The sequence below is a fragment of the Herpetosiphon gulosus genome (assembly GCF_039545135.1).
Classification (GTDB): domain Bacteria; phylum Chloroflexota; class Chloroflexia; order Chloroflexales; family Herpetosiphonaceae; genus Herpetosiphon; species Herpetosiphon gulosus.
The window spans coordinates 361590-388401 of record NZ_BAABRU010000005.1 but is presented as its reverse complement, the minus strand read 5'-3'; the positions used below and the strand labels follow the sequence as shown (position 1 = coordinate 388401).

Genomic DNA, 26812 nt, shown 5'->3' with positions numbered 1-26812 from the left:
ATTTTGCGACACCCATAATGAAGATAGTTTTACGTATGGGTTGTTTTAATCCCCTTCCGAGGATTTTGGTTATTTGAATTGATTGACGGGCAATACCCCGACTGGCAACGCTTTGTACGTTTTAATCCCCTTCCGAGGATTTTGGTTATTTGAATGTTGAAAAGCAAGCTGCTTCGCCGCTTCCAAACCCTCATGAGTTTTAATCCCCTTCCGAGGATTTTGGTTATTTGAATCGCCAAAAAGCCACTATGTTGGCCGAGCAGCAAATTAGTTTTAATCCCCTTCCGAGGATTTTGGTTATTTGAATGATGAGAATAAGACCGAGCGCCAAGAGGCAATTACCGAGTTTTAATCCCCTTCCGAGGATTTTGGTTATTTGAATGCTAGACTAATCCCATGTGGGTTTGTGTGGGTATATGTGGGTTTTAATCCCCTTCCGAGGATTTTGGTTATTTGAATGGAATGCACTACGCAAGCCTGAGCCAAGCCTAAGATCGTTTTAATCCCCTTCCGAGGATTTTGGTTATTTGAATTGTGCTCCTTTAGGTGCAGGCTTTGAAGTGCTCTGCGAGTTTTAATCCCCTTCCGAGGATTTTGGTTATTTGAATCTATGGATAAATCGGTTGAGAACCGCTCCTATCCCGTTTTAATCCCCTTCCGAGGATTTTGGTTATTTGAATTGCTGTTAAGGAATTTACCTACGGTGATAATGGTTGGCGTTTTAATCCCCTTCCGAGGATTTTGGTTATTTGAATGTGAGCGGGGTGACAATCGAGGTTGTGGTCAGGAATGGTTTTAATCCCCTTCCGAGGATTTTGGTTATTTGAATCATGCCTTTTGACGTGATCCGTAACCACGCGGTACGCGTTTTAATCCCCTTCCGAGGATTTTGGTTATTTGAATTAACCAAAGACCAATTGTCCGTGTTGGATTCGCAAATTGAGTTTTAATCCCCTTCCGAGGATTTTGGTTATTTGAATAGCTAATTAGGCTTACTCAAGTATTAAATCGTGCAAAGTTTTAATCCCCTTCCGAGGATTTTGGTTATTTGAATTTTTACCATTGAAGAATTAGGCGAATTTGAAATGGTGTGTTTTAATCCCCTTCCGAGGATTTTGGTTATTTGAATGTCATTAACGGTATCGGCTGAAGCGTTACGCACGGCGTGTTTTAATCCCCTTCCGAGGATTTTGGTTATTTGAATCACAAAAGAAAGTGAGCTTAAAAGATCGCGTCAAGGCGTTTTAATCCCCTTCCGAGGATTTTGGTTATTTGAATAATAATCTCGCGTGGTTCCGTTACCACAACTTGATAGACGTTTTAATCCCCTTCCGAGGATTTTGGTTATTTGAATCTTTATGAACCGCATTAGCAGCCATGAGCGAAGCGCCTTGTGTTTTAATCCCCTTCCGAGGATTTTGGTTATTTGAATCCACGAGGGCGGTGAGGACGTTGATCGCGTCCACATGTCGTTTTAATCCCCTTCCGAGGATTTTGGTTATTTGAATTAAAGAGATCGGCTTGTCAGAGTTGGAATTAGATACTGTTTTAATCCCCTTCCGAGGATTTTGGTTATTTGAATTGATCTTGATGCAGCCATCGCCGAGGCTGGTCGTATGGGTTTTAATCCCCTTCCGAGGATTTTGGTTATTTGAATATGAATACCTGCAAGGATGATGATGTATTTCATTATGTTTTAATCCCCTTCCGAGGATTTTGGTTATTTGAATACCCAACTAAGAAAGGCGGCGGTGGCGGCGGTAGTGATTCGAGTTTTAATCCCCTTCCGAGGATTTTGGTTATTTGAATATAATCTATCGTATACGGGGTTTTTATTATGCCAAAAGTTTTAATCCCCTTCCGAGGATTTTGGTTATTTGAATGATTTACGAATGGACTCTCCAGAATATTTTCAAGATATGAAGTTTTAATCCCCTTCCGAGGATTTTGGTTATTTGAATGCAAATGTACAAAACGCAAGCGGCACGCGATTACGTTTTAATCCCCTTCCGAGGATTTTGGTTATTTGAATCCAGCGCGTAATTTTCACAGGCTGATTCGCGGTATTCAGTTTTAATCCCCTTCCGAGGATTTTGGTTATTTGAATCGTCAGTCGATAACAAGGCATATCAAGCTTGTCTAAGTTTTAATCCCCTTCCGAGGATTTTGGTTATTTGAATGCCACGTCAAGCACGGCGCTATCGACCGCGCATTTGAACGTTTTAATCCCCTTCCGAGGATTTTGGTTATTTGAATGTGGTAGAGGCGAATACGGCTAGTCGCGTTGGGCTGTAAGTTTTAATCCCCTTCCGAGGATTTTGGTTATTTGAATCTAGATTGATTGGACTTCCAACTTGAATATTTCTAAGGTTTTAATCCCCTTCCGAGGATTTTGGTTATTTGAATTTTAATCAACTTGATCAATCAACAGCAAGCTTGCTATTTGGTTTTAATCCCCTTCCGAGGATTTTGGTTATTTGAATTTTCGCGGTATGCACGGGTAAACTTCGCAGGATTATAGTTTTAATCCCCTTCCGAGGATTTTGGTTATTTGAATCCAATCCGTATTTCTGGCTCCACTCAACAGTTAAGCGGTTTTAATCCCCTTCCGAGGATTTTGGTTATTTGAATGGTTTTCTTAGGCCGCATGGTGGATACTGCGTTATTCGTTTTAATCCCCTTCCGAGGATTTTGGTTATTTGAATTTATTCGCAATTACGGGCAGCACGCGAAGCTGGCAAAGCCGTTTTAATCCCCTTCCGAGGATTTTGGTTATTTGAATGGCAAAGCTGTTACCACAACAATCAATGAATCAGGGTTTTAATCCCCTTCCGAGGATTTTGGTTATTTGAATGCAATTAGGGCTAACACTTCATGAAATGGTTTTCTCGTTTTAATCCCCTTCCGAGGATTTTGGTTATTTGAATCGATTTTTATTATCCCAATAGTAGCCTAAATGTAGCGTTTTAATCCCCTTCCGAGGATTTTGGTTATTTGAATATAACGAATGGGCATCGAAGTATAAAGCAGAGACGGTCGGTTTTAATCCCCTTCCGAGGATTTTGGTTATTTGAATTCTAACCATGATGGAGCGAACACCAGAAAATCTTTTGATGGTTTTAATCCCCTTCCGAGGATTTTGGTTATTTGAATACAAGATTGAGGTTAAATATCTTGACCTTAGTTGGAATAGTTTTAATCCCCTTCCGAGGATTTTGGTTATTTGAATCTAAAATGGGCTGGCGGGAAACGTTGGCTACTACCTGAGTTTTAATCCCCTTCCGAGGATTTTGGTTATTTGAATCTGTTCTGGAGTTAATGTTGATGGTGGAATATTCAGTGCGTTTTAATCCCCTTCCGAGGATTTTGGTTATTTGAATTGTCCACTTCAAAACGCCTTTATCGCCATGGCCTTGTTTGTTTTAATCCCCTTCCGAGGATTTTGGTTATTTGAATATACTGCGAATTAAATCAAGATCGCTCAGGTCGGTTTAGTTTTAATCCCCTTCCGAGGATTTTGGTTATTTGAATTGTGGGATTGTCGGAACGGTGTAGCAAAGCTTGTAACGGTTTTAATCCCCTTCCGAGGATTTTGGTTATTTGAATGTCTAATTCGCCGTGATAATAGTACAGTTGATCTGTTTTAATCCCCTTCCGAGGATTTTGGTTATTTGAATTGAATAATCTGTATTAAGATGCAATCTTGCTAATGTTTCGTTTTAATCCCCTTCCGAGGATTTTGGTTATTTGAATCCCAAACAAATGGAGATGGGGTTAGCGTAGAGTTATCGTTTTAATCCCCTTCCGAGGATTTTGGTTATTTGAATGTACGTCGAATATGATGGATTCTTGATCGATTTTGACTGGTTTTAATCCCCTTCCGAGGATTTTGGTTATTTGAATTTAACCCGCAAGCATGCTCGGCACATCCTTGGGGTATACGTTTTAATCCCCTTCCGAGGATTTTGGTTATTTGAATAAATCAAACCCTTATGGGTTTTACGGTTAAACCTCGTAGTTTTAATCCCCTTCCGAGGATTTTGGTTATTTGAATAAAGACTGCCCCTCGTCGGGGTAGCAACGCCGCCAAAGCGTTTTAATCCCCTTCCGAGGATTTTGGTTATTTGAATGCAAATAAACCTTTTACAGGATAGCCCTATAACGTTGTGTTTTAATCCCCTTCCGAGGATTTTGGTTATTTGAATCTACCCTTCGCAGCGGGTAGCGCCAACGTGCCGCGAGTGTTTTAATCCCCTTCCGAGGATTTTGGTTATTTGAATTCAAACAGCAACGCCGTCAATGTGGATGTTGGCGTTTTAATCCCCTTCCGAGGATTTTGGTTATTTGAATGCTATTTTTTTTCTGCTAGAATACATGGCATAGCAATCAAGTTTTAATCCCCTTCCGAGGATTTTGGTTATTTGAATGTATTTACCAAGGCACTGGTACATTCGCAAGCCCAACGTTTTAATCCCCTTCCGAGGATTTTGGTTATTTGAATGAATGGCTCTCAATAGCACAAGTTGCAAAGAAGGTTGGTTTTAATCCCCTTCCGAGGATTTTGGTTATTTGAATTACAAGCTCTGCCAAGCCCCATTAATATTGACTTCTGTTTTAATCCCCTTCCGAGGATTTTGGTTATTTGAATCAAAATCTTGGCGAACGCGGTCGCCGACTTTGTTCAGTTTTAATCCCCTTCCGAGGATTTTGGTTATTTGAATGTTTACAAATCAATAACGATATGCCATCGGCTCTTGATGTGTTTTAATCCCCTTCCGAGGATTTTGGTTATTTGAATATGCTTACACGACAAGCAATAGAGAATACTTAGTTCGTTTTAATCCCCTTCCGAGGATTTTGGTTATTTGAATTTCACAAAATAGGCAGCTTCATTGGTTGACGTATCTCGCACGGTTTTAATCCCCTTCCGAGGATTTTGGTTATTTGAATATTGACGAATGGCTAGGAGCAACGCACATTCAAGAGAGTTTTAATCCCCTTCCGAGGATTTTGGTTATTTGAATCGCAGCCGTATCCACACACTCGCGATACCGCTCAAACGGTTTTAATCCCCTTCCGAGGATTTTGGTTATTTGAATCTATAAAGGAGCCAGCTATGGAATCACTTTTGACCGCAGAGTTTTAATCCCCTTCCGAGGATTTTGGTTATTTGAATAAAAATAGCTATCGCGTATACTTAAGCGCAGAAATTGAGTTTTAATCCCCTTCCGAGGATTTTGGTTATTTGAATCTAACCAAGAATGTCTCGACAACGCGCATACCTTTGCTGTTTTAATCCCCTTCCGAGGATTTTGGTTATTTGAATGGATGGACGAGTCACAGGCTGAGCAGGTTTTAAGCTGGCGTTTTAATCCCCTTCCGAGGATTTTGGTTATTTGAATAAACACATGTTCATCCAATTCCCAGTGCTCGGTCTGGTGTTTTAATCCCCTTCCGAGGATTTTGGTTATTTGAATCCTTGATGTTTTCAGGTGCTTTACAGGTCATCATAGCCGTTTTAATCCCCTTCCGAGGATTTTGGTTATTTGAATGCACAAAGAGACACTTGGGGCAATAGCAGTTCCAATCGGTTTTAATCCCCTTCCGAGGATTTTGGTTATTTGAATGGAGTTGAGCGACCGCGAGGCTTGGGCGGTGGACAATGTTTTAATCCCCTTCCGAGGATTTTGGTTATTTGAATATATTCGTCACGAACCCAACGACTTTGCCCAGTGGCCCTTCAGGTTTTAATCCCCTTCCGAGGATTTTGGTTATTTGAATAATGAACCCACGCGAATCAATCACGACCGCTGGAAGAACAGTTTTAATCCCCTTCCGAGGATTTTGGTTATTTGAATTGTAACCGATGCGAAGTTTGTTCAGCGTTCATATGAGTTTTAATCCCCTTCCGAGGATTTTGGTTATTTGAATATTTTTTTCAAGCGCCGCGAATCCAGCATCTACGCCTACCGTTTTAATCCCCTTCCGAGGATTTTGGTTATTTGAATGAACCAAAAAGACCAAAGGCCTGATCGCCGCTGCAATCAATGTTTTAATCCCCTTCCGAGGATTTTGGTTATTTGAATCGGCAAGACAGCGGTCTCCAAATCCGCTTACAGGGGTTCGTTTTAATCCCCTTCCGAGGATTTTGGTTATTTGAATTGGTATTCGCGCTAGAAGGAGTCCAGTTATGAACGAATGTTTTAATCCCCTTCCGAGGATTTTGGTTATTTGAATCGTCAAAGTAAAAGCTGATCCCAAGATTGCAGAATTTGTTTTAATCCCCTTCCGAGGATTTTGGTTATTTGAATAAAGTGCGATTATTTCGATTAGCCGCCCTCAGGGGATGTTTTAATCCCCTTCCGAGGATTTTGGTTATTTGAATTGACCAATCCCCCACACAAATCGCCCCAGCTGGTGCTGTTTTAATCCCCTTCCGAGGATTTTGGTTATTTGAATCGCTATGAACGCAGAAAGGAGCGGGGCTAATGAATATGAGTTTTAATCCCCTTCCGAGGATTTTGGTTATTTGAATGTTAATTGAATCTCTGCAAGATGCGCCGCTTGGCTGTTGTTTTAATCCCCTTCCGAGGATTTTGGTTATTTGAATTCAGATGCACTTCGCATTGGCAAATTGACCTTACGTTTTAATCCCCTTCCGAGGATTTTGGTTATTTGAATCGATCTGGCCTCAACGCTCAGGAACGGCGTGTTCTTCGGTTTTAATCCCCTTCCGAGGATTTTGGTTATTTGAATCTATGATTGTAATGATGATGTATTTGAGGCTATCGTGAGTTTTAATCCCCTTCCGAGGATTTTGGTTATTTGAATTTTATCGGCGGCTCGTCCTGATGACGGAGCACCATGGCGTTTTAATCCCCTTCCGAGGATTTTGGTTATTTGAATTTGCGGGGTATTCACGCAACACATCGTTATAGGTAGTTTTAATCCCCTTCCGAGGATTTTGGTTATTTGAATCCAATGAAGTCACGCATGAGGGTAGATGGTGACTTGATTCGTTTTAATCCCCTTCCGAGGATTTTGGTTATTTGAATCGCCCACGGCCATCGCTGGGCCAACGTGCTGGAAACGCCGGTTTTAATCCCCTTCCGAGGATTTTGGTTATTTGAATCCAACCGTGACGACCGTTGGCCCGTTAGCGTTGGTTGGTTTTAATCCCCTTCCGAGGATTTTGGTTATTTGAATAAACCAACCCTTGATTCGTTTGATATATTTCTTGTCAGCCAAAGTTTTAATCCCCTTCCGAGGATTTTGGTTATTTGAATTTCAACTACCCAACCGCCTACCCTGGGCAAGTTGGCTATGTTTTAATCCCCTTCCGAGGATTTTGGTTATTTGAATGGCGACCGCCATCGCTTCAATTGCTTTGTGTGTGTGTTTTAATCCCCTTCCGAGGATTTTGGTTATTTGAATCCCATGACCGCATTGACCTTCCTCTTTGCCGTTCTCTCGGTTTTAATCCCCTTCCGAGGATTTTGGTTATTTGAATCACACCTTGCATAACCTAACCACGTGATCATCATGGCGAGTTTTAATCCCCTTCCGAGGATTTTGGTTATTTGAATGAATCATGAAGGCGCTCATGTTCAATCGTGAGGTTGAAAGTTTTAATCCCCTTCCGAGGATTTTGGTTATTTGAATTATACTACGTTCATTGAATTAGCAAATAGGAGTACAAACAGTTTTAATCCCCTTCCGAGGATTTTGGTTATTTGAATACTAGGATCTTTTTGCTATGGAGCCAACGGCACTCATTGAGTTTTAATCCCCTTCCGAGGATTTTGGTTATTTGAATCCCTATGATATTTTTGAAGAGAAACGGATTATCCGTTTTAATCCCCTTCCGAGGATTTTGGTTATTTGAATATATTCAGGAAGTGACGGCCTAGATGGATCGAATACTTGCGTTTTAATCCCCTTCCGAGGATTTTGGTTATTTGAATAATTAGCAAAGGAGCAATGAGGAGAAGGTTACGGATAGTGTTTTAATCCCCTTCCGAGGATTTTGGTTATTTGAATAAATCAGCTAAGACCGCTGTATCCCACTCGGCTAATTCAGTTTTAATCCCCTTCCGAGGATTTTGGTTATTTGAATCATTCCGGTGCAAACTGATTCTGGCGCTGCTGTGTGTTTTAATCCCCTTCCGAGGATTTTGGTTATTTGAATTTCCACGTTTCTTTTTCGACCACCACGTCGGCTTCCCGCGTTTTAATCCCCTTCCGAGGATTTTGGTTATTTGAATAGAAGAAGTCGGAATCAACCGCTGGGGCTTCAGCGTAAGTTTTAATCCCCTTCCGAGGATTTTGGTTATTTGAATTCAATCGCAATTCGCTGATACCGCCAAATACGATGACCTCTCAGTTTTAATCCCCTTCCGAGGATTTTGGTTATTTGAATGATAGTGACCACCCCCTTATAGGCAGGGTTGCGCAGAATGTTTTAATCCCCTTCCGAGGATTTTGGTTATTTGAATAGATAGACCACTGGCAAGTATAAAGGAGATGCGATGGAGTTTTAATCCCCTTCCGAGGATTTTGGTTATTTGAATAGAATCTCAACGACGACCAACGGCAGATGGTGATGGAGGAGTTTTAATCCCCTTCCGAGGATTTTGGTTATTTGAATCATGCGGCTAAACACCGTGCGCTCACATTCGCCAATAATTGTTTTAATCCCCTTCCGAGGATTTTGGTTATTTGAATCGTGGGCCTTTACGTTCATGGCCCACATGTATCTTGGGTTTTAATCCCCTTCCGAGGATTTTGGTTATTTGAATGTATGAAACTCAAGCCATGCCCGTTTTGTGGAAGTGAAGGTTTTAATCCCCTTCCGAGGATTTTGGTTATTTGAATCGAAAAGAATACTAAGTCCGCAAAGATTCCCCCGCAGGCGTTTTAATCCCCTTCCGAGGATTTTGGTTATTTGAATCGCGCAAACCGTCGTTGATGCGATTCGCGATATGTACCGTTTTAATCCCCTTCCGAGGATTTTGGTTATTTGAATTGATATTTTTCGACCATGTTTATAATAAGCAGCATTTGTTTTAATCCCCTTCCGAGGATTTTGGTTATTTGAATGTCGCTCGGCTGATCAACACATCCATTTGGGTGATTAGTTTTAATCCCCTTCCGAGGATTTTGGTTATTTGAATCTATGAAGCCTTGGCAAAAGCTATTGGCCTTGAGTGTTTTAATCCCCTTCCGAGGATTTTGGTTATTTGAATACGCTCTTCAAGCGTGCCATCATCCTCAGCACGCATTGAAAAGTTTTAATCCCCTTCCGAGGATTTTGGTTATTTGAATCGCTGATGGTTGCTAGACAGCCTGCTGCGGTCAGGGAGTTTTAATCCCCTTCCGAGGATTTTGGTTATTTGAATGAGCAGGAATTAGGCCGCTCGCAGGGTTTGGATGACCGTTTTAATCCCCTTCCGAGGATTTTGGTTATTTGAATGGATGTCCCATGGTCATGGCGTGAGCGTGACCGTTTGTTGGTTTTAATCCCCTTCCGAGGATTTTGGTTATTTGAATCCAAGCACGCCTTTGATCGCGGTAATTTTGAACTTCCGCGTTTTAATCCCCTTCCGAGGATTTTGGTTATTTGAATACAACGATTTCAGTCGTGCACTCCGCGAAGAGACTGTTTTAATCCCCTTCCGAGGATTTTGGTTATTTGAATGCATATAGTACAGTTTGTTCATGGTACACTCCTGTATACTTGTTTTAATCCCCTTCCGAGGATTTTGGTTATTTGAATGGTCAGGCTCTCCAGATTGGTTCTACTGATTTACGTTGTTTTAATCCCCTTCCGAGGATTTTGGTTATTTGAATTAAGTTGCAACGAACGCTAGGCGTAGCTGCCGATAACCTAAGTTTTAATCCCCTTCCGAGGATTTTGGTTATTTGAATTTTATTACTACCAGCTAACACGCTGGTGGTTTCGCCAACGTTTTAATCCCCTTCCGAGGATTTTGGTTATTTGAATTCAAATACCATGTCGTGCTCAGCTGGGCTTGTTTGGCGGTTTTAATCCCCTTCCGAGGATTTTGGTTATTTGAATCAACAGCAGCGCCCATCGTGGTGATAGGCGCTGTATATTCGTTTTAATCCCCTTCCGAGGATTTTGGTTATTTGAATGCATGCAAGTCATTACGGGCGAGGGCACAGTATTCTGTTTTAATCCCCTTCCGAGGATTTTGGTTATTTGAATAGAAGATTCACCAGCAGCCCAAGTCATGGAAGAAATGGTGTTTTAATCCCCTTCCGAGGATTTTGGTTATTTGAATAGCGATAGCCGTGAATACTTCTGGCCCCGCGCCGTCGCCGTTTTAATCCCCTTCCGAGGATTTTGGTTATTTGAATAAAGCTACAGGCGTGCGCTTCGGCTATGCGCTTGAAGCGGTTTTAATCCCCTTCCGAGGATTTTGGTTATTTGAATCATCAACAGGAAACATTTGTTAGGAGTTAGGGCGATGCAGTTTTAATCCCCTTCCGAGGATTTTGGTTATTTGAATTCAAATCTTTGGCTTGGTCTTGGGTCAGGCCTAACTGGGTTTTAATCCCCTTCCGAGGATTTTGGTTATTTGAATCTTCAATTGAACACTCTGAAGACAGCTGGTGGGAAGAAGAGTTTTAATCCCCTTCCGAGGATTTTGGTTATTTGAATGCAAAGTGACTTGCTCAAAAGTGAATCAACCCGCTCTGCGTTTTAATCCCCTTCCGAGGATTTTGGTTATTTGAATGCAGGTCGTGCCGTCGCTCGGACGATTCAGAAAGTATCGGGTTTTAATCCCCTTCCGAGGATTTTGGTTATTTGAATCGTGAAACTCAAGGTCAAAAAAGCTACCGTGCGAGTCTGTTTTAATCCCCTTCCGAGGATTTTGGTTATTTGAATTTTCGTGTTCCCAATAGTAAATCTCGCCAAGGTCTTCAAAGTTTTAATCCCCTTCCGAGGATTTTGGTTATTTGAATTGATGTAGTTCTGCATCAGCCCTTCAGCTGAGCGCATCGGTTTTAATCCCCTTCCGAGGATTTTGGTTATTTGAATGAAGGACGCGGATACTTGATGTATCCTACGCAAGTTGCAGTTTTAATCCCCTTCCGAGGATTTTGGTTATTTGAATAAAGCATGAATATCCAAGTCACCGTCGAAGGCAAAAATGTTTTAATCCCCTTCCGAGGATTTTGGTTATTTGAATGCATCGGGGTCGCCATGGCACAAGCGCATCATACTATCAGGTTTTAATCCCCTTCCGAGGATTTTGGTTATTTGAATGACTCAAGAAAGTGAGCAAGAGGCGCTCACTCGTGAAATTGTTTTAATCCCCTTCCGAGGATTTTGGTTATTTGAATACAATCCGTGCTCGACGGAGCCAAGCCTACCAAAGCTGGTTTTAATCCCCTTCCGAGGATTTTGGTTATTTGAATTCTTTCGGGTATTGCGTGATCCCGCGCAAAGCAAGGTTTTAATCCCCTTCCGAGGATTTTGGTTATTTGAATAACCAAGAGGTCTCCGCACGGGTTGCGGCTGATGTGGTTTTAATCCCCTTCCGAGGATTTTGGTTATTTGAATAGATTGAAACCGTAGGCCCAAATAGCCCCGCCGTATTTGTTTTAATCCCCTTCCGAGGATTTTGGTTATTTGAATCTAATGAGTGAACGCTTTGTTGTGCTTTTTAATCGGTTTTAATCCCCTTCCGAGGATTTTGGTTATTTGAATGATATTCCTGAGCGCAGCGTTGAACGCCTAGCGGCTGTGACAACCAGTGACGCAGGTTTTAATCCCCTTCCGAGGATTTTGGTTATTTGAATAAAGACTACAACGAGCACGCTCCCTATGAGATCTGGCCGTTTTAATCCCCTTCCGAGGATTTTGGTTATTTGAATACAAAAAGTCGGTTGAACTTGGCACGGTTACTGGCAGCGTTTTAATCCCCTTCCGAGGATTTTGGTTATTTGAATCGAATAAGGTAATGGTTGCCACGATATAAATGACATCGTTCAAGTTTTAATCCCCTTCCGAGGATTTTGGTTATTTGAATGCAGTGTTCTACGCATTGTGTGGATTTTACGGGTTAGTTTTAATCCCCTTCCGAGGATTTTGGTTATTTGAATGGCTGATGCCAGCAGAAGGGTCAAAATCCTATGAAAGGTTTTAATCCCCTTCCGAGGATTTTGGTTATTTGAATACACTACCGCCGCTTACTGACCACATATCAGTCCGTTTTAATCCCCTTCCGAGGATTTTGGTTATTTGAATGACCCAGAAGACTTGACCAGCGAGATGCCCGACTTCAACTGTTTTAATCCCCTTCCGAGGATTTTGGTTATTTGAATGAATGCGTATCTCACGACTGAAAAAGAGAGCAGCTCGGTTTTAATCCCCTTCCGAGGATTTTGGTTATTTGAATACATTCTGCTGCTCGACCGTCATTGGCGCGAACTCATTAATGGTTTTAATCCCCTTCCGAGGATTTTGGTTATTTGAATAAAGACGACAATTTGCGGAGCGCTGTAAAGGGGATCTACGTTTTAATCCCCTTCCGAGGATTTTGGTTATTTGAATCCAGAAGCCATGCCCCGACCATTCAGGGCATGGCCAATACGTTTTAATCCCCTTCCGAGGATTTTGGTTATTTGAATGCTAACCGATAGCCGTCAATTGCGGCAAACGTGTTGGGTTTTAATCCCCTTCCGAGGATTTTGGTTATTTGAATGCCTTTGGCTTTTGCGAAGCAGGCGGGGCGGGTGTTGGTTTTAATCCCCTTCCGAGGATTTTGGTTATTTGAATCCAAGAACCATAAGGGTATTCAGGTGGCCCTTGGGTTCTTGGTTTTAATCCCCTTCCGAGGATTTTGGTTATTTGAATGTAATGCGGCAACGCTCGAAGAGCAACAGGCTATTGATGTTTTAATCCCCTTCCGAGGATTTTGGTTATTTGAATGGTATTTCAGTAAAATTTGCTAGCTTGTTTGTATAGGTTTTAATCCCCTTCCGAGGATTTTGGTTATTTGAATTTAGTATCTGGTACGACCTATAATGTCACTCGAAATGTTTTAATCCCCTTCCGAGGATTTTGGTTATTTGAATCGATCTGCGGTGGATCGTGGCAAACGGGGTGTGATGTTTTAATCCCCTTCCGAGGATTTTGGTTATTTGAATATTTACAGTTTATCGTTCATGAAATGCTCTGTGCAGTGGGGTTTTAATCCCCTTCCGAGGATTTTGGTTATTTGAATGCTATCGGTGACTATAAGTACAGCGATACCAAAAATATGTTTTAATCCCCTTCCGAGGATTTTGGTTATTTGAATACAAGCGCTGGAGTTGATGCGCCGCTTTGACCAAGGCGAGGTTTTAATCCCCTTCCGAGGATTTTGGTTATTTGAATGCGTCCAACTATCGTGTTCGCCATTCTGATAGCCGAGGCGTTTTAATCCCCTTCCGAGGATTTTGGTTATTTGAATCTATAATTCAGCAAGAGAGGGAGGGTGTGCGCTTGATCTGTTTTAATCCCCTTCCGAGGATTTTGGTTATTTGAATATATATTTTGGATGTATCATACTTCATCCTTTGCTAATAAGTTTTAATCCCCTTCCGAGGATTTTGGTTATTTGAATGTGTATGAATGGGTCGACCAAGAAGGTCGTGGACATTTCGTTTTAATCCCCTTCCGAGGATTTTGGTTATTTGAATCAAGAAAGCCCAGATTTATGCCACTTTGGCTATATCAAATGTTTTAATCCCCTTCCGAGGATTTTGGTTATTTGAATAAGCCGTCTTTGGTGCGACGTAAGAAACGTTGCAATGTTTTAATCCCCTTCCGAGGATTTTGGTTATTTGAATTCAAGATACCGTTCTGCTACCCACTCGTCGGGTACAATGTTTTAATCCCCTTCCGAGGATTTTGGTTATTTGAATTATCACGACCGTCGCGAGGCCGAGTTACGGGAAGCGTTTTAATCCCCTTCCGAGGATTTTGGTTATTTGAATGAATCTTGACCGCGTTGAGCAACTTTCGAACGACATCTGTTTTAATCCCCTTCCGAGGATTTTGGTTATTTGAATTGGCTTGTGTTGCCTTGACGTTGCGAACGATAAGATCGTTTTAATCCCCTTCCGAGGATTTTGGTTATTTGAATGGATTATTCCGCAAATCCCTGGCATTCTCCTTGGATTAGGTTTTAATCCCCTTCCGAGGATTTTGGTTATTTGAATACAATAGTACCTTTGTCATCCTATTCTATAGTACCTAATTCGTTTTAATCCCCTTCCGAGGATTTTGGTTATTTGAATGGCTATTCAGCGGATACGAGATCTAGGGGTCTCAGTTGGTTTTAATCCCCTTCCGAGGATTTTGGTTATTTGAATAAGATTTTTATGAGCGTAACCAAGTAGCTTATCCTATGTTTTAATCCCCTTCCGAGGATTTTGGTTATTTGAATATGTCCGCGCCGCTCCGCGAAGAATATCTTGCGATTGTTTTAATCCCCTTCCGAGGATTTTGGTTATTTGAATCTTGTAGCTCCTGTAGCTACCCACACTAAAGCCGATATGTTTTAATCCCCTTCCGAGGATTTTGGTTATTTGAATATCATTGTTGGCGTTGATGCGCTAGTGCGCACGTTAGGGTTTTAATCCCCTTCCGAGGATTTTGGTTATTTGAATAAAGAGATGATTACGTTTTCATTTATTCTTGAGGCATTTAGTTTTAATCCCCTTCCGAGGATTTTGGTTATTTGAATAAATCACTATCTGCCCCTTCGCACACAAGCAACCTTTATTGTTTTAATCCCCTTCCGAGGATTTTGGTTATTTGAATGACGGTGTGGCGCTCGTATTCTGCCCGCCTCAACTGGCGTTTTAATCCCCTTCCGAGGATTTTGGTTATTTGAATGGGACAGTGGCGCAGCAGTAGCGCAGAATCCTGATATGTTTTAATCCCCTTCCGAGGATTTTGGTTATTTGAATTTCACCAACCCAAGCGACGTGAAGCCGTGCAACTGGGCAAAGTTTTAATCCCCTTCCGAGGATTTTGGTTATTTGAATTTTTGGGAATACTCGCCAAGATAGGTTTGCGCCATGCGTTGGTTTTAATCCCCTTCCGAGGATTTTGGTTATTTGAATTGGGGCGAATAGCTGGCCGCTTGGCTCAGTCTATGTCAGTTTTAATCCCCTTCCGAGGATTTTGGTTATTTGAATGCAATCATACCAAGGCATCAAAAAAGTTCGGGTCGCCTATAATGTTTTAATCCCCTTCCGAGGATTTTGGTTATTTGAATGAACAAGCGGCGGCCAAATATCACGCCGATTGGAAGATGTTTTAATCCCCTTCCGAGGATTTTGGTTATTTGAATATATGATAGCGCTCCCCAAGATTACGGCCATGATCGTAGGTTTTAATCCCCTTCCGAGGATTTTGGTTATTTGAATCCTAAACAGGCGAAGCGGCCCACGCCATTCGCAGGCCGTTTTAATCCCCTTCCGAGGATTTTGGTTATTTGAATTCTCTCGACGGTGGCAGAGCAAAACCCCGCTTCATGAAGGGTTTTAATCCCCTTCCGAGGATTTTGGTTATTTGAATAGTATCCGCTCGAACTTGCCGATTACGTGACTGAGCGTTTTAATCCCCTTCCGAGGATTTTGGTTATTTGAATCCACGTCACCATGGGCGTAGACGTGGGCAGTGTGTTTCACGTTTTAATCCCCTTCCGAGGATTTTGGTTATTTGAATCAAAATCATTGCCCCAGGGTGGGGCAGCTCGGGCTACGTTTTAATCCCCTTCCGAGGATTTTGGTTATTTGAATTTTTTTGTAGCACTCGTATGAAGAAAAATATTTTATGGTTAGTTTTAATCCCCTTCCGAGGATTTTGGTTATTTGAATAGCATGATTGGCAACTTCACGGCCAACCCCAGCGAGCCGTTTTAATCCCCTTCCGAGGATTTTGGTTATTTGAATTTAGCCAAATCAAAGAGACCTATTGGGGTGAAATTGTCGGTTTTAATCCCCTTCCGAGGATTTTGGTTATTTGAATTTTGTCAAAGTTACCAACAAACACGATAGGCATGGTTTGTTTTAATCCCCTTCCGAGGATTTTGGTTATTTGAATGGCCAAGCATACTGCGGAGAATTGCTTGCCCATCATCGTTTTAATCCCCTTCCGAGGATTTTGGTTATTTGAATATATCGGCGTTTCAATCATCGCCCGTGGCAACGCGGAGATGTTTTAATCCCCTTCCGAGGATTTTGGTTATTTGAATTAGCTGGCGATGATGAGGGCTAAGACAAGGCCTAAGGCGTTTTAATCCCCTTCCGAGGATTTTGGTTATTTGAATTTGCAAATCGCCGCGTGGTCAATGACCTGCGCAACGTGAGTTTTAATCCCCTTCCGAGGATTTTGGTTATTTGAATCAGGAAGTGCGCTCACCAATGGCCTTGTCCATAAATTGTTTTAATCCCCTTCCGAGGATTTTGGTTATTTGAATGTCCAATGGTACAGACGCTTCAACAGAGCCAGCCCAACCCTGAGTTTTAATCCCCTTCCGAGGATTTTGGTTATTTGAATTGAAATTTTGGGGGACACTATGCAAGCTACTGAACAATTGTTTTAATCCCCTTCCGAGGATTTTGGTTATTTGAATGGAACCACGCGAGGTTGTGGTACTAGATGCTGAAACGAAGGTTTTAATCCCCTTCCGAGGATTTTGGTTATTTGAATCATCACCTACAAGCGTTCGAACGTATAAAACCTCTCGATGTTTTAATCCCCTTCCGAGGATTTTGGTTATTTGAATCCATTATCACAAGCCAAGCAGCCGCTAACTTCATTCAGTTTTAATCCCCTTCCGAGGATTTTGGTTATTTGAATAAAAATGACGGTATTGGTAGGCGCTATCACTTTGGGGTTTTAATCCCCTTCCGAGGATTTTGGTTATTTGAATTACCAAGAAGCCAAAATCACGGTTGCCGAAATTAAAGCGTTTTAATCCCCTTCCGAGGATTTTGGTTATTTGAATGCTAGGCAAGGGTAGCAAGATCGCCCAAAAAGATGATGTTTTAATCCCCTTCCGAGGATTTTGGTTATTTGAATTTTTTATGACCCGTCATCCCGAAGCCGATTCGGGGCATTGAGTTTTAATCCCCTTCCGAGGATTTTGGTTATTTGAATCCTGTGCAAACACTGGTTGTCACCCCATCATGGTGGATTGAGTTTTAATCCCCTTCCGAGGATTTTGGTTATTTGAATGTACAAAGCGCGTAACGTCGTGCGCGTTATTGCGTTTTAATCCCCTTCCGAGGATTTTGGTTATTTGAATCCAGCGCGTTCTACGCGCCTCAAGTGCAAGCGCTTATTAGGTTTTAATCCCCTTCCGAGGATTTTGGTTATTTGAATGTACCTATAGCCCGCTAGTAATTGGCCTAGGCTGATTCGTTTTAATCCCCTTCCGAGGATTTTGGTTATTTGAATGTAATCGATACTTACGATCTTAGCTGTCAGGTAGGAGTTTTAATCCCCTTCCGAGGATTTTGGTTATTTGAATTTTTTGAATCTAAGATTAGTCTAGTACCTAGCCTAACCGTTTTAATCCCCTTCCGAGGATTTTGGTTATTTGAATCAAAAAGAACAAGAATAACCGTCAACAGTCGGGCGTGGTCGCGTTTTAATCCCCTTCCGAGGATTTTGGTTATTTGAATGTGCTGGCGTTGGGCATTGCCCATGTCCTGTCGGAAAAAGTTTTAATCCCCTTCCGAGGATTTTGGTTATTTGAATTAACTCAGAAATTGTTAAACCGGAAGTTACTCTAAGTGTTTTAATCCCCTTCCGAGGATTTTGGTTATTTGAATAGATATATTTTTATCTAATACTTCCTCTAGTATTTCACGTTTTAATCCCCTTCCGAGGATTTTGGTTATTTGAATGTAACTTTATTATAAACGTATTGTTTACCGCGATTTTGCGTTTTAATCCCCTTCCGAGGATTTTGGTTATTTGAATGTATAGCCTCATCCAAGCTATTATCACTTGATATAAATAAGTTTTAATCCCCTTCCGAGGATTTTGGTTATTTGAATTTTTTGACGGTATGCAGGTAGAAGGGCGTGGATACGTTTTAATCCCCTTCCGAGGATTTTGGTTATTTGAATAGCTGGAATACGCCACGTTGCTGGCCCTCGGGTTGTAGTTTTAATCCCCTTCCGAGGATTTTGGTTATTTGAATATCAAAATTTCTTAGGCACAATCGCCTATACCAATTCGTTTTAATCCCCTTCCGAGGATTTTGGTTATTTGAATATTATCTATCGGCTAGCACACGTGTTAGCAGTCAAATAGTTTTAATCCCCTTCCGAGGATTTTGGTTATTTGAATAATCGCTGGTACCGTGAGCTTTGGTACTACCGCCACCAAGTTTTAATCCCCTTCCGAGGATTTTGGTTATTTGAATAAAACGGCAAATTTTGGGTAGTAGTAGCGGTATAGGGTTTGTTTTAATCCCCTTCCGAGGATTTTGGTTATTTGAATTTGATTTGACTGAGAACGTCCTGAATGGGGATATTGGCACGTTTTAATCCCCTTCCGAGGATTTTGGTTATTTGAATGGCTTCATCAGCGCCATCGGTGTCGTGCTAATGTATATTGTTTTAATCCCCTTCCGAGGATTTTGGTTATTTGAATAAGATACGCGCCTTGGAAGCTATCGAAACCTCAACACGGGTTTTAATCCCCTTCCGAGGATTTTGGTTATTTGAATCCAACAGTAGCCCCAACCCCGCCATCGGGTTGGGTGGTTTTAATCCCCTTCCGAGGATTTTGGTTATTTGAATGAGTTGGGCTAATTCGTGCTCAGCATCGCGTTGGGCGGTTTTAATCCCCTTCCGAGGATTTTGGTTATTTGAATGTAAAAAGATCGATGCCGCTGTTGCGCTTTCGATGGCCGTTTTAATCCCCTTCCGAGGATTTTGGTTATTTGAATGAATTAGATCACCTGGGTTGGTGAAGTCGGCCAACAATTCGTTTTAATCCCCTTCCGAGGATTTTGGTTATTTGAATTCTGTGATTGATTCACTACTCAAGCAAGCACGGTTTGCGTTTTAATCCCCTTCCGAGGATTTTGGTTATTTGAATTCAAAAATCGCAAACTCGGTTCTGCTATACTGAAAAAAGGTTTTAATCCCCTTCCGAGGATTTTGGTTATTTGAATTGACGAAACGCAAGATCAAAAGTTGCGCCAAGTTAAGAGTTTTAATCCCCTTCCGAGGATTTTGGTTATTTGAATACCAGATACCGGGCGTTGCCGCGATAAACGTATTCGGTTTTAATCCCCTTCCGAGGATTTTGGTTATTTGAATCCCTTGCGATAGGCAACTAACTAGCCTAGTCAACTGAGTTTTAATCCCCTTCCGAGGATTTTGGTTATTTGAATGTATCCTTGAACACTTACTTGCTCGCCATGACGATGTTTTAATCCCCTTCCGAGGATTTTGGTTATTTGAATATCTACAGCTAAGTAGTTAGCCTTATCCCCTACCCCTAGAGTTTTAATCCCCTTCCGAGGATTTTGGTTATTTGAATGTAGATTTAGAGTATACTGCTAGCTTGCAACTAGTAGCAAGTTTTAATCCCCTTCCGAGGATTTTGGTTATTTGAATCTAGGGGCGCTGCGGATGTTTGCATCCATAATCGCCGTCCGTTTTAATCCCCTTCCGAGGATTTTGGTTATTTGAATGATGAGATCGAGCGGGTAGAGCAGCAGCGGGCTAATGCTGTTTTAATCCCCTTCCGAGGATTTTGGTTATTTGAATTTACAAACGATTTATGATCTTGTAGAGGTAGCTAAGGGTTTTAATCCCCTTCCGAGGATTTTGGTTATTTGAATATCATTTGTGGTGATATTGGTAATGTTCTTAATGAGTTTTAATCCCCTTCCGAGGATTTTGGTTATTTGAATCGGATGCAGCGGCCATCATTCAAGCCCAGCAGTTGAGTTTGTTTTAATCCCCTTCCGAGGATTTTGGTTATTTGAATGGAACAGCTTGAGTTAGTAGGCGGTATTCAATACCTCTTAGTTTTAATCCCCTTCCGAGGATTTTGGTTATTTGAATGTATTACTAGCGCAGGATATAGCCTTAGATGCTCTTATGTTTTAATCCCCTTCCGAGGATTTTGGTTATTTGAATGAAGATGAAATCAAAAATAGAAGACAGCGAGGTCTACGGGTTTTAATCCCCTTCCGAGGATTTTGGTTATTTGAATCTAACTATCTAGCCATATGTTTAGACAGCTTACATAAGGTTTTAATCCCCTTCCGAGGATTTTGGTTATTTGAATTTTGCAAGCTGCTAACTTAGCTGCAATTGTCAACGAAAGTTTTAATCCCCTTCCGAGGATTTTGGTTATTTGAATACAGAAGGCTGGGCTGACTGGCGAAGTAAAGTCAATTGGTTTTAATCCCCTTCCGAGGATTTTGGTTATTTGAATCGTTATAGCTAAGATCGGATAGGTAGCTGTTAGGAATATGTTTTAATCCCCTTCCGAGGATTTTGGTTATTTGAATGCATCAAAAAAGGTCAACCAAAGAAGGTTAACCTAAGTTTTAATCCCCTTCCGAGGATTTTGGTTATTTGAATCCAGTGCGCCTGGCCTGCCCCTTCAATTAGCCCAACAGTTTTAATCCCCTTCCGAGGATTTTGGTTATTTGAATCCGACCTGAACTTATGAGCCGTGCGAAATAGTGTTCTATGTTTTAATCCCCTTCCGAGGATTTTGGTTATTTGAATATACCCTACTTTTCATGGCTTTGCAAGGCGCTAAAACGAGCGGTTTGCGCGGTCCGATTTTTTGGGGCAGTTTTCCCCCGCTTTTTAAGCAGATTTCCATGTGGATAAGTCGCTTTCTGCCCTTCAGAACGGGATCGCGCGGCATGTTGACAAAGTTAAATTGTGGATAACCATCGATTTAGCTCATTGCAAAGCCTTAATTTAAAAAATGTAAATCGTAACGCTGGTTTCGAGCGCTGGCCCATTACCCACAATTTCGGTATTTGGGGCACAGGCAGCGCAAATCCGATATGTCCGCAGATTATCGCCATCTTCTGGCCGTAGCACTTTATGCAATTTGCCGCGCAATTTGGTGTATTGCTTGGCGGTCAAGTCGCATTCAAAGACGCTATATTGCACTCGTTGGCCAAAGCCTTCAAGAATTTTGGCAATTTTGGTGCGCCGCTTATCAACTGCAATATCGTAGGAGATCAAGTACAGCATACTCGCTCCTAACGAGTTGTCCAGGCTTGATAGCCCGTGCCAGTCTGGATTGCGCGAGCCAATAAGCGTGCCTGAAGCTCAATACAACGCCAATAACTGACTTTGCCAGGCCGTCCGTCTGCGCCATCGGGATGGGTTACTTCAGTGCGCATGCGTTCTTCAAAGGCTGCTACAAAGCGTTTTTTGCCATCATTGCTGAGTAAAATTGGGTGCTTGGGGTCGTCGCTCGCGCTGAAATCATTGGCCGTCAGCCTGCCATCATTACAACAGCGAATCACTAAGGCATCGACCAAAATTGGCCGAAATTCTTCGATCAAATCAAGCACTAACGATGGTCGATTGTAATCTAGTTGATGTAAAAATCCTTGATAAGGATCGAACCCTACCGCCTGAACTGCGCCAAGGGTTTTATGCACCAAAAGGGTATAGCCCAACGATAATAATACATTAACTGGGTCGGTTGGTGGGCGGCGATTCCGATTATTGAACATCCATTCGCTATCAAACAGGCTGCGTAAACCACCAAAATAGGCTGCCGAGCCGCTGCCTTCAACCCCAACTAATGAGCTGATTTTGGTGGTGCGATCAACCCGATCAATAAAATGCTCCAAGGCTTCAATCGATTCTAAAACCTCTTTTTCGACCTGTTGGCGGTTGCGGGCGAAGCGTTGCAATACGGCACGGCAATTGCGTAATTTGCCGCTAACACAGGCCTGAGCCATCGCCAAAGCCCAAGCCTCATCATCTGCTCGGCGATATTGGTTGCGGCGCAAGGCCACATGGGCGGTCACTTCACCAATCAACCGCCCATGGTAGCGCCCGTGAATCGTCAAAAATGTTACTTCAATCTGTTGATCCAACAGACGTTTGATTGCAGGCGTGCTAAACCCAATATTGCCCATCACCACAATATCTTCAAGTTTGGCCATTGGCACATTGCCCAGCTCTTGATCAGTTTGCCAAATTGCTAGCCGTTCACCGTCACAGCGAATTTCTGCACCTTGTTCGAGAACATAAAGCGTTGCCATAATTCCCACTCCTTAGCGTTCAACTAAGCGGACGCGGCCTAAACCGCGCGTCGTTCCTGCTCCAACTCCGCTCCAAAAAGCAAACCGTGCCAAGGTATCAATACATGAACACCAATAGCGATCGCGCGAGGTTGCGGTATAGGTGCAATGACCAACCGCGCCAATTTGGATGGCTTGGTTTTTGGTTGGCTCGCGCTGTGAGCGTAATTCAAAATAGCTGGTCGCCATGCATTCGCTGGCAAAGCGCTTCACTTCGTCGGGGAAGGTTAGCGGCGCAACCGCATTCCATTTATCCAGCAAACTGCCAAACACCAAATCGGGGGTTGGCATCGGCTGATTTAAGCCACGTTGACGAAAGGTCACTGGCGAGTGAAATTGGAATGTCCAGCGATGGGCAATCGAATCTTGGGCCATGCTGGGGGCTAGCAATTCACTATAACTGCGCTGCCCAACCCAAGGGTGCTCGTGCTCTTGACGCAAAATAGCCTCAACTCGCCATGAGCTGCCATCAAGATTTAGTGCTTCCATTTGCTCCGCTTGCCAAGCTTGAGCGATCTGCTCTAAAGCTGGGGTCAACAAGCTTACGCGCAAGCCATAATCTTCACTGGTTTGCACCGTAGCTTGGTTGCCTTGTGCATGCATGCCCAGCACATTCGAAACAGTCAGCGGCTTCGCACCAACTTCATCGTGTACCTGTTGGGCTAAATCAGGATTAGCCTCACGAATCAGATTCAGGATTGCTGCATGCGCTGCCCGAGCCAAACTGGGCTGAACCGTTGCATTGCTAAGCGGTCGAATTTGGAGCATTAACGCCATTGGCATCTGAAAATCCCTCATCCTAACTATTATTGCAATAATTGATTAATCCATTGGTTAATCGCGTGATATGGGTTGTGGTTGAGCGATCGTTGGGTTAATTGTTGATAATTATGTTGAATGTAGCTCAATATTCCACTCGCTGAATCGCCAAATGCTTGCTCAATTTGGGTTTGCGAAACGCCACCCAAACTATGAGTAACTTCATTGCGCAATTCAATTAATGGCTGACAAGCCTTAGCAAATTTCAACACTAATTGAACTTGCGAATCATTTGGTGCATACATACTTAGCAAGCGTTGCAAGCCTGACTGACCTACATTAATTTTCTCGATACGCTGTTGACGCAGCCAGCCAGCATCAACCTTGGCTCCATGCGGGTCTGCTTTGCCCTGCCAATTAATAAATGGCACATTCAAGTTTAGGCAAACCAAGCGTAAACTATTTTCGACATAACGCACCAACTGGGTCAGAAAATCGGCATAATTATTGCTTTGCAAGCGAATTTCGGCTAGCGCTAAAACCTCGGCCAAGGCATTTTCATGCGATAGCGGGGTCAGCGCATTGTACAATTCGTGAATCATCACATCATACAACCCATCGGCCAAACCAACCAAATCGCGAATTGCCAAAATTGCCCGGGGCACATCGAGATTGACCCGGGCAGCCGCATGCGCCAACATCCCCTCAATTATTTTGGCACTACTTTCGCTCTGCAAATCGGTAAAATAAGGCCGATACAAATGCCAACTCTCCAGCGCTGCATGATATTGAAACGTGGCCAGATTGGCCTGAATCAGCTTACGCAAAGGGCCGCCCAGAATCCGTCGCCCAATCGATAAGCGTTCTGGCAGCATGCTATCAGGCGTAACATACAAGGCAATCGCACGGGCCTGAAACATTTCAGTGCCAGCGAGTTGCAGCGCATTCGACATAGCTGGTGTGCCGCCAGTGACCTCCAAAAAAACTTGGCTTGGCTGAATTTGGGTATCATACTGGGTTAATTGGGCTTCATAAAAGCGAATAAGCTCGTTTTGGCGAGTTGGATTAACTGGCACAGCATGCACCAAAACCCGTTCAGGCCGAAAATTCCAGCGTTCGATCAACAATTCACGCATAAGTTCGGCGGCTTCAAAGGTATCGGTTGGCTGATAGTTTGGGTTAGCTTGTTGAGTTCCAAATAAAAGAATCCAATCTATCGAATCAGCCTCAAGATGATCAATAACTTTCTTGATCATTGTAATTTGAAGGCTAGAACCAATGTTAGTTTTATTGGTACGAATATAATTAATTTTATCGCGATGACTGGCTTTGTGTAATTCGGCTGGCAGTAATTCCATTGGCAATAAAATATCACGATTGCCAATATTACAAATCAATAATCTGGTCATTATGATGCTCCTAAATCAAGCTATACAATTTTTGAGTTAACGTTGTTTGAATCTGCTGAAACGGCGATTCGGGCAGATTGATCTGCATTTTAGCTAAAATATCGCGTAATATATCTAAAGGGTTTTGATCTTGATTGATTTTTAATCCTTTAATAATCATGGCCTGAGATACACCCTCAAAGCCATGGGCAATGATACTTTGATTGCGCATTTGCGTTAGGTTGTTAATTTTATAGAGATTTTTGAGGATACCGATGCTCAGGCCTGCTTGTTGTTTGTTGAGGTAGCGTTGCCCAGCTTTTTCACTAGCAAAATTGAGCATGGCGATCAAAACTGGGACTGAAAACTGTTGGTAATCAAGTTTATTGCCTGCAAATTGCTCATTCTCAAGATACTCGTGGAGTACCGGATCATCGGTCAACAACTGATTGAATTTGACCATATTTTCGGCTTTGTGCGCTTTACTATAATCAGTCGAAATATTGAAGGTTGTTTCAACCAAATAACGCAAGACAGTTTCTTGGAAGCGAAAGATGCGCCCCAAAAAATCGGCATACCGTCCGTTGGTATAGGCAATTTGGGCATTGTAGTAAAGCTCAACCAAGAGAAATTGCACATCGGCTTGATTGATTTGATATGCATTTTGTTGAATGGAACGCACCAGATCGCGCAATGAGCCATCAACATCAAATTGAATTTGAGCTAAAACCTGTTGCGCCGAATCAAAATCGAAATCCTCGCGATATTTAGCATAGCGCAGCAATTCGATAATACCTGGCTCAACTGAGCCTTCGAGCAAAGTAATTGCCCCAAGAAAGTTATGTTGCTGAATTAATTGAATTGCAGTTGAAATATTGAACGAATGGAGCAATTGTTTGCGAATATTAAGCGAATAGGGCCATTGATCATGCTCAGATTTATAGAGCACAAAGCATGCTTCACGAAAGCGCGCAATCGCCTTGAATTGGAGTGCATTATTAAAAGCTTGGGTTCCGCCAGCTGCTAAAACATAATACTCAGTTTCAGGCTGATGCTTGATATTGGCTAATTGCTGGCCAAAGGCATGCATCGCATCATCATACAAACTTGGATTAGTATTATAAATTGTGCGGCGTTCGACCATGCGTATCACATGGCTCCAATGGTCTTGAATATAGCGCTCTAAAATCATGCCAAACCAAAGCGTGTCTTTATCGCGCAAACTAACACCAAAGCGATCTTTCACGTTACCGGCAGAGGTATCAGCTTGATCAGTATCAAACAAGATTAATCGATCAATGATCAGCTGACGATGCTGAAAATAACGAGCAAAGGCATCGATAATTGGCGCACTAAATTGATGTTCGTTATAGGTCTGCCAATGTTGTTCGCCAGCAGGCCGCGATGGCCGAATAATCGCCCCTTGGACGGCGACATCGCTATTGCCAACATTACAAAAAGCAATTCGTTGCATATTAAACTCCTTACATATTAGAAATTATCATCCTGCTCAATAATAATACTTTCCTCTCTTTCAATAAACTCGTCGATAACATTTGCAATATTATAAATTTTCTTAAATCTAAATATTGATTTATATTCAATCTTATCTTTATATATAAAAATACATGGTCTATATAAAATACTTAAAAGCTTTTTAATCTTATTTATAGAATCATCTTTTTTTATTTTTTGTATCTCATCAATATTACAAAAAATAAAATAAACTTTTGGTATAAAATCAATATCATAACCATCACAACTTCTTTTTAGTATATAAAATACATCTTTCCTTTTTATTCCTAGTAGATTATGAACATTTTCTTTTATAAATTTATTTATATCTTTAATTCTTTTATTTGAGAAATTTATATATACAGGTAACATTTTTATATGTATTATTGTATTCGATATATAATTCAATAAATCATCAAAATACATATCAAATCCATCATTATTTATATATATAAAATCATTTTTATTTCTAATAATCTCTAGGAACAGTAAATCCATCTCCATTTCTCTACCATTTGAATTAAAAATATATCTATAATTCGATCTTTGCTCAACCATATCATTTATATATTTATTTATAATATCCATTACATTATTTTCAATGTATAGAATTTCATCTTTTATTACCTTCAATTTATTTAACAAGATTCTGATTTCGTTTTCCATATGCAATGGAACACCGATTCCATAATTTGATTCTTGTATTTTAATTATTCTTAAATTATTCTTAATTATCTCTAGTCGCTTTATTAATGAAACATAGTCTAAAAAGTCACTCATTATAAAACCTTTCTTCATATCAAC

The 26812-nt window shown here is 41.7% G+C and carries 6 protein-coding genes and 1 CRISPR repeat array (1 of these 7 running past the window's edge); all 6 genes read right to left on the bottom strand.

Going from position 1 to position 26812, the window contains the following annotated elements; genetic code table 11:
- Positions 1 to 20796: direct repeats of the CRISPR family, unit length 37 nt; unit sequence GTTTTAATCCCCTTCCGAGGATTTTGGTTATTTGAAT (it extends 21479 nt beyond the left edge of the window).
- Between the two features lie 201 nt (positions 20797 to 20997).
- The 6 genes from cas2 to ABEB26_RS09080 are packed head-to-tail and all read right to left on the bottom strand — an operon-like array spanning position 20998 to position 26788.
- A complete protein-coding gene (cas2, locus tag ABEB26_RS09105) occupies positions 20998 to 21279 on the bottom strand; it encodes a CRISPR-associated endonuclease Cas2 (RefSeq protein WP_012190024.1) in 282 nt (93 codons plus the stop codon).
- An 8-nt stretch (positions 21280 to 21287) separates the two neighbouring features.
- A complete protein-coding gene (gene cas1, locus ABEB26_RS09100; RefSeq protein WP_345721656.1) occupies positions 21288 to 22307 on the bottom strand; it encodes a CRISPR-associated endonuclease Cas1 in 1020 nt (339 codons plus the stop codon).
- Positions 22308 to 22319: 12 nt separating this feature from the next.
- Positions 22320 to 23129 carry a CRISPR-associated endoribonuclease Cas6 gene (gene cas6 / locus ABEB26_RS09095; RefSeq protein ID WP_345721655.1) on the bottom strand — a complete coding sequence of 270 codons (810 nt, stop codon included), beginning with the start codon at positions 23127 to 23129 and terminating at the stop codon, positions 22320 to 22322.
- A 23-nt stretch (positions 23130 to 23152) separates the two neighbouring features.
- Positions 23153 to 24514, bottom strand: a complete 1362-nt coding sequence (locus tag ABEB26_RS09090) for a hypothetical protein (protein WP_345721654.1) — start codon at positions 24512 to 24514, stop codon at positions 23153 to 23155.
- Between the two features lie 10 nt (positions 24515 to 24524).
- A complete protein-coding gene (locus ABEB26_RS09085) occupies positions 24525 to 25967 on the bottom strand; it encodes a hypothetical protein (RefSeq protein WP_345721653.1) in 1443 nt (480 codons plus the stop codon).
- Positions 25968 to 25984: 17 nt separating this feature from the next.
- Positions 25985 to 26788, bottom strand: a complete 804-nt coding sequence (locus ABEB26_RS09080) for a hypothetical protein (RefSeq protein WP_345721652.1) — start codon at positions 26786 to 26788, stop codon at positions 25985 to 25987.
- Positions 26789 to 26812 lie beyond the last annotated feature (24 nt).

Coding starts and splice junctions, on each gene's coding strand:
- cas2 (WP_012190024.1), bottom strand. CDS start 21,279: ATGCTGTACTTGATCTCCTACGATATTGCAGTTGATAAGCGGCGCACC.
- cas1 (WP_345721656.1), bottom strand. CDS start 22,307: ATGGCAACGCTTTATGTTCTCGAACAAGGTGCAGAAATTCGCTGTGAC.
- cas6 (WP_345721655.1), bottom strand. CDS start 23,129: ATGCCAATGGCGTTAATGCTCCAAATTCGACCGCTTAGCAATGCAACG.
- ABEB26_RS09090 (WP_345721654.1), bottom strand. CDS start 24,514: ATGACCAGATTATTGATTTGTAATATTGGCAATCGTGATATTTTATTG.
- ABEB26_RS09085 (WP_345721653.1), bottom strand. CDS start 25,967: ATGCAACGAATTGCTTTTTGTAATGTTGGCAATAGCGATGTCGCCGTC.
- ABEB26_RS09080 (WP_345721652.1), bottom strand. CDS start 26,788: ATGAGTGACTTTTTAGACTATGTTTCATTAATAAAGCGACTAGAGATA.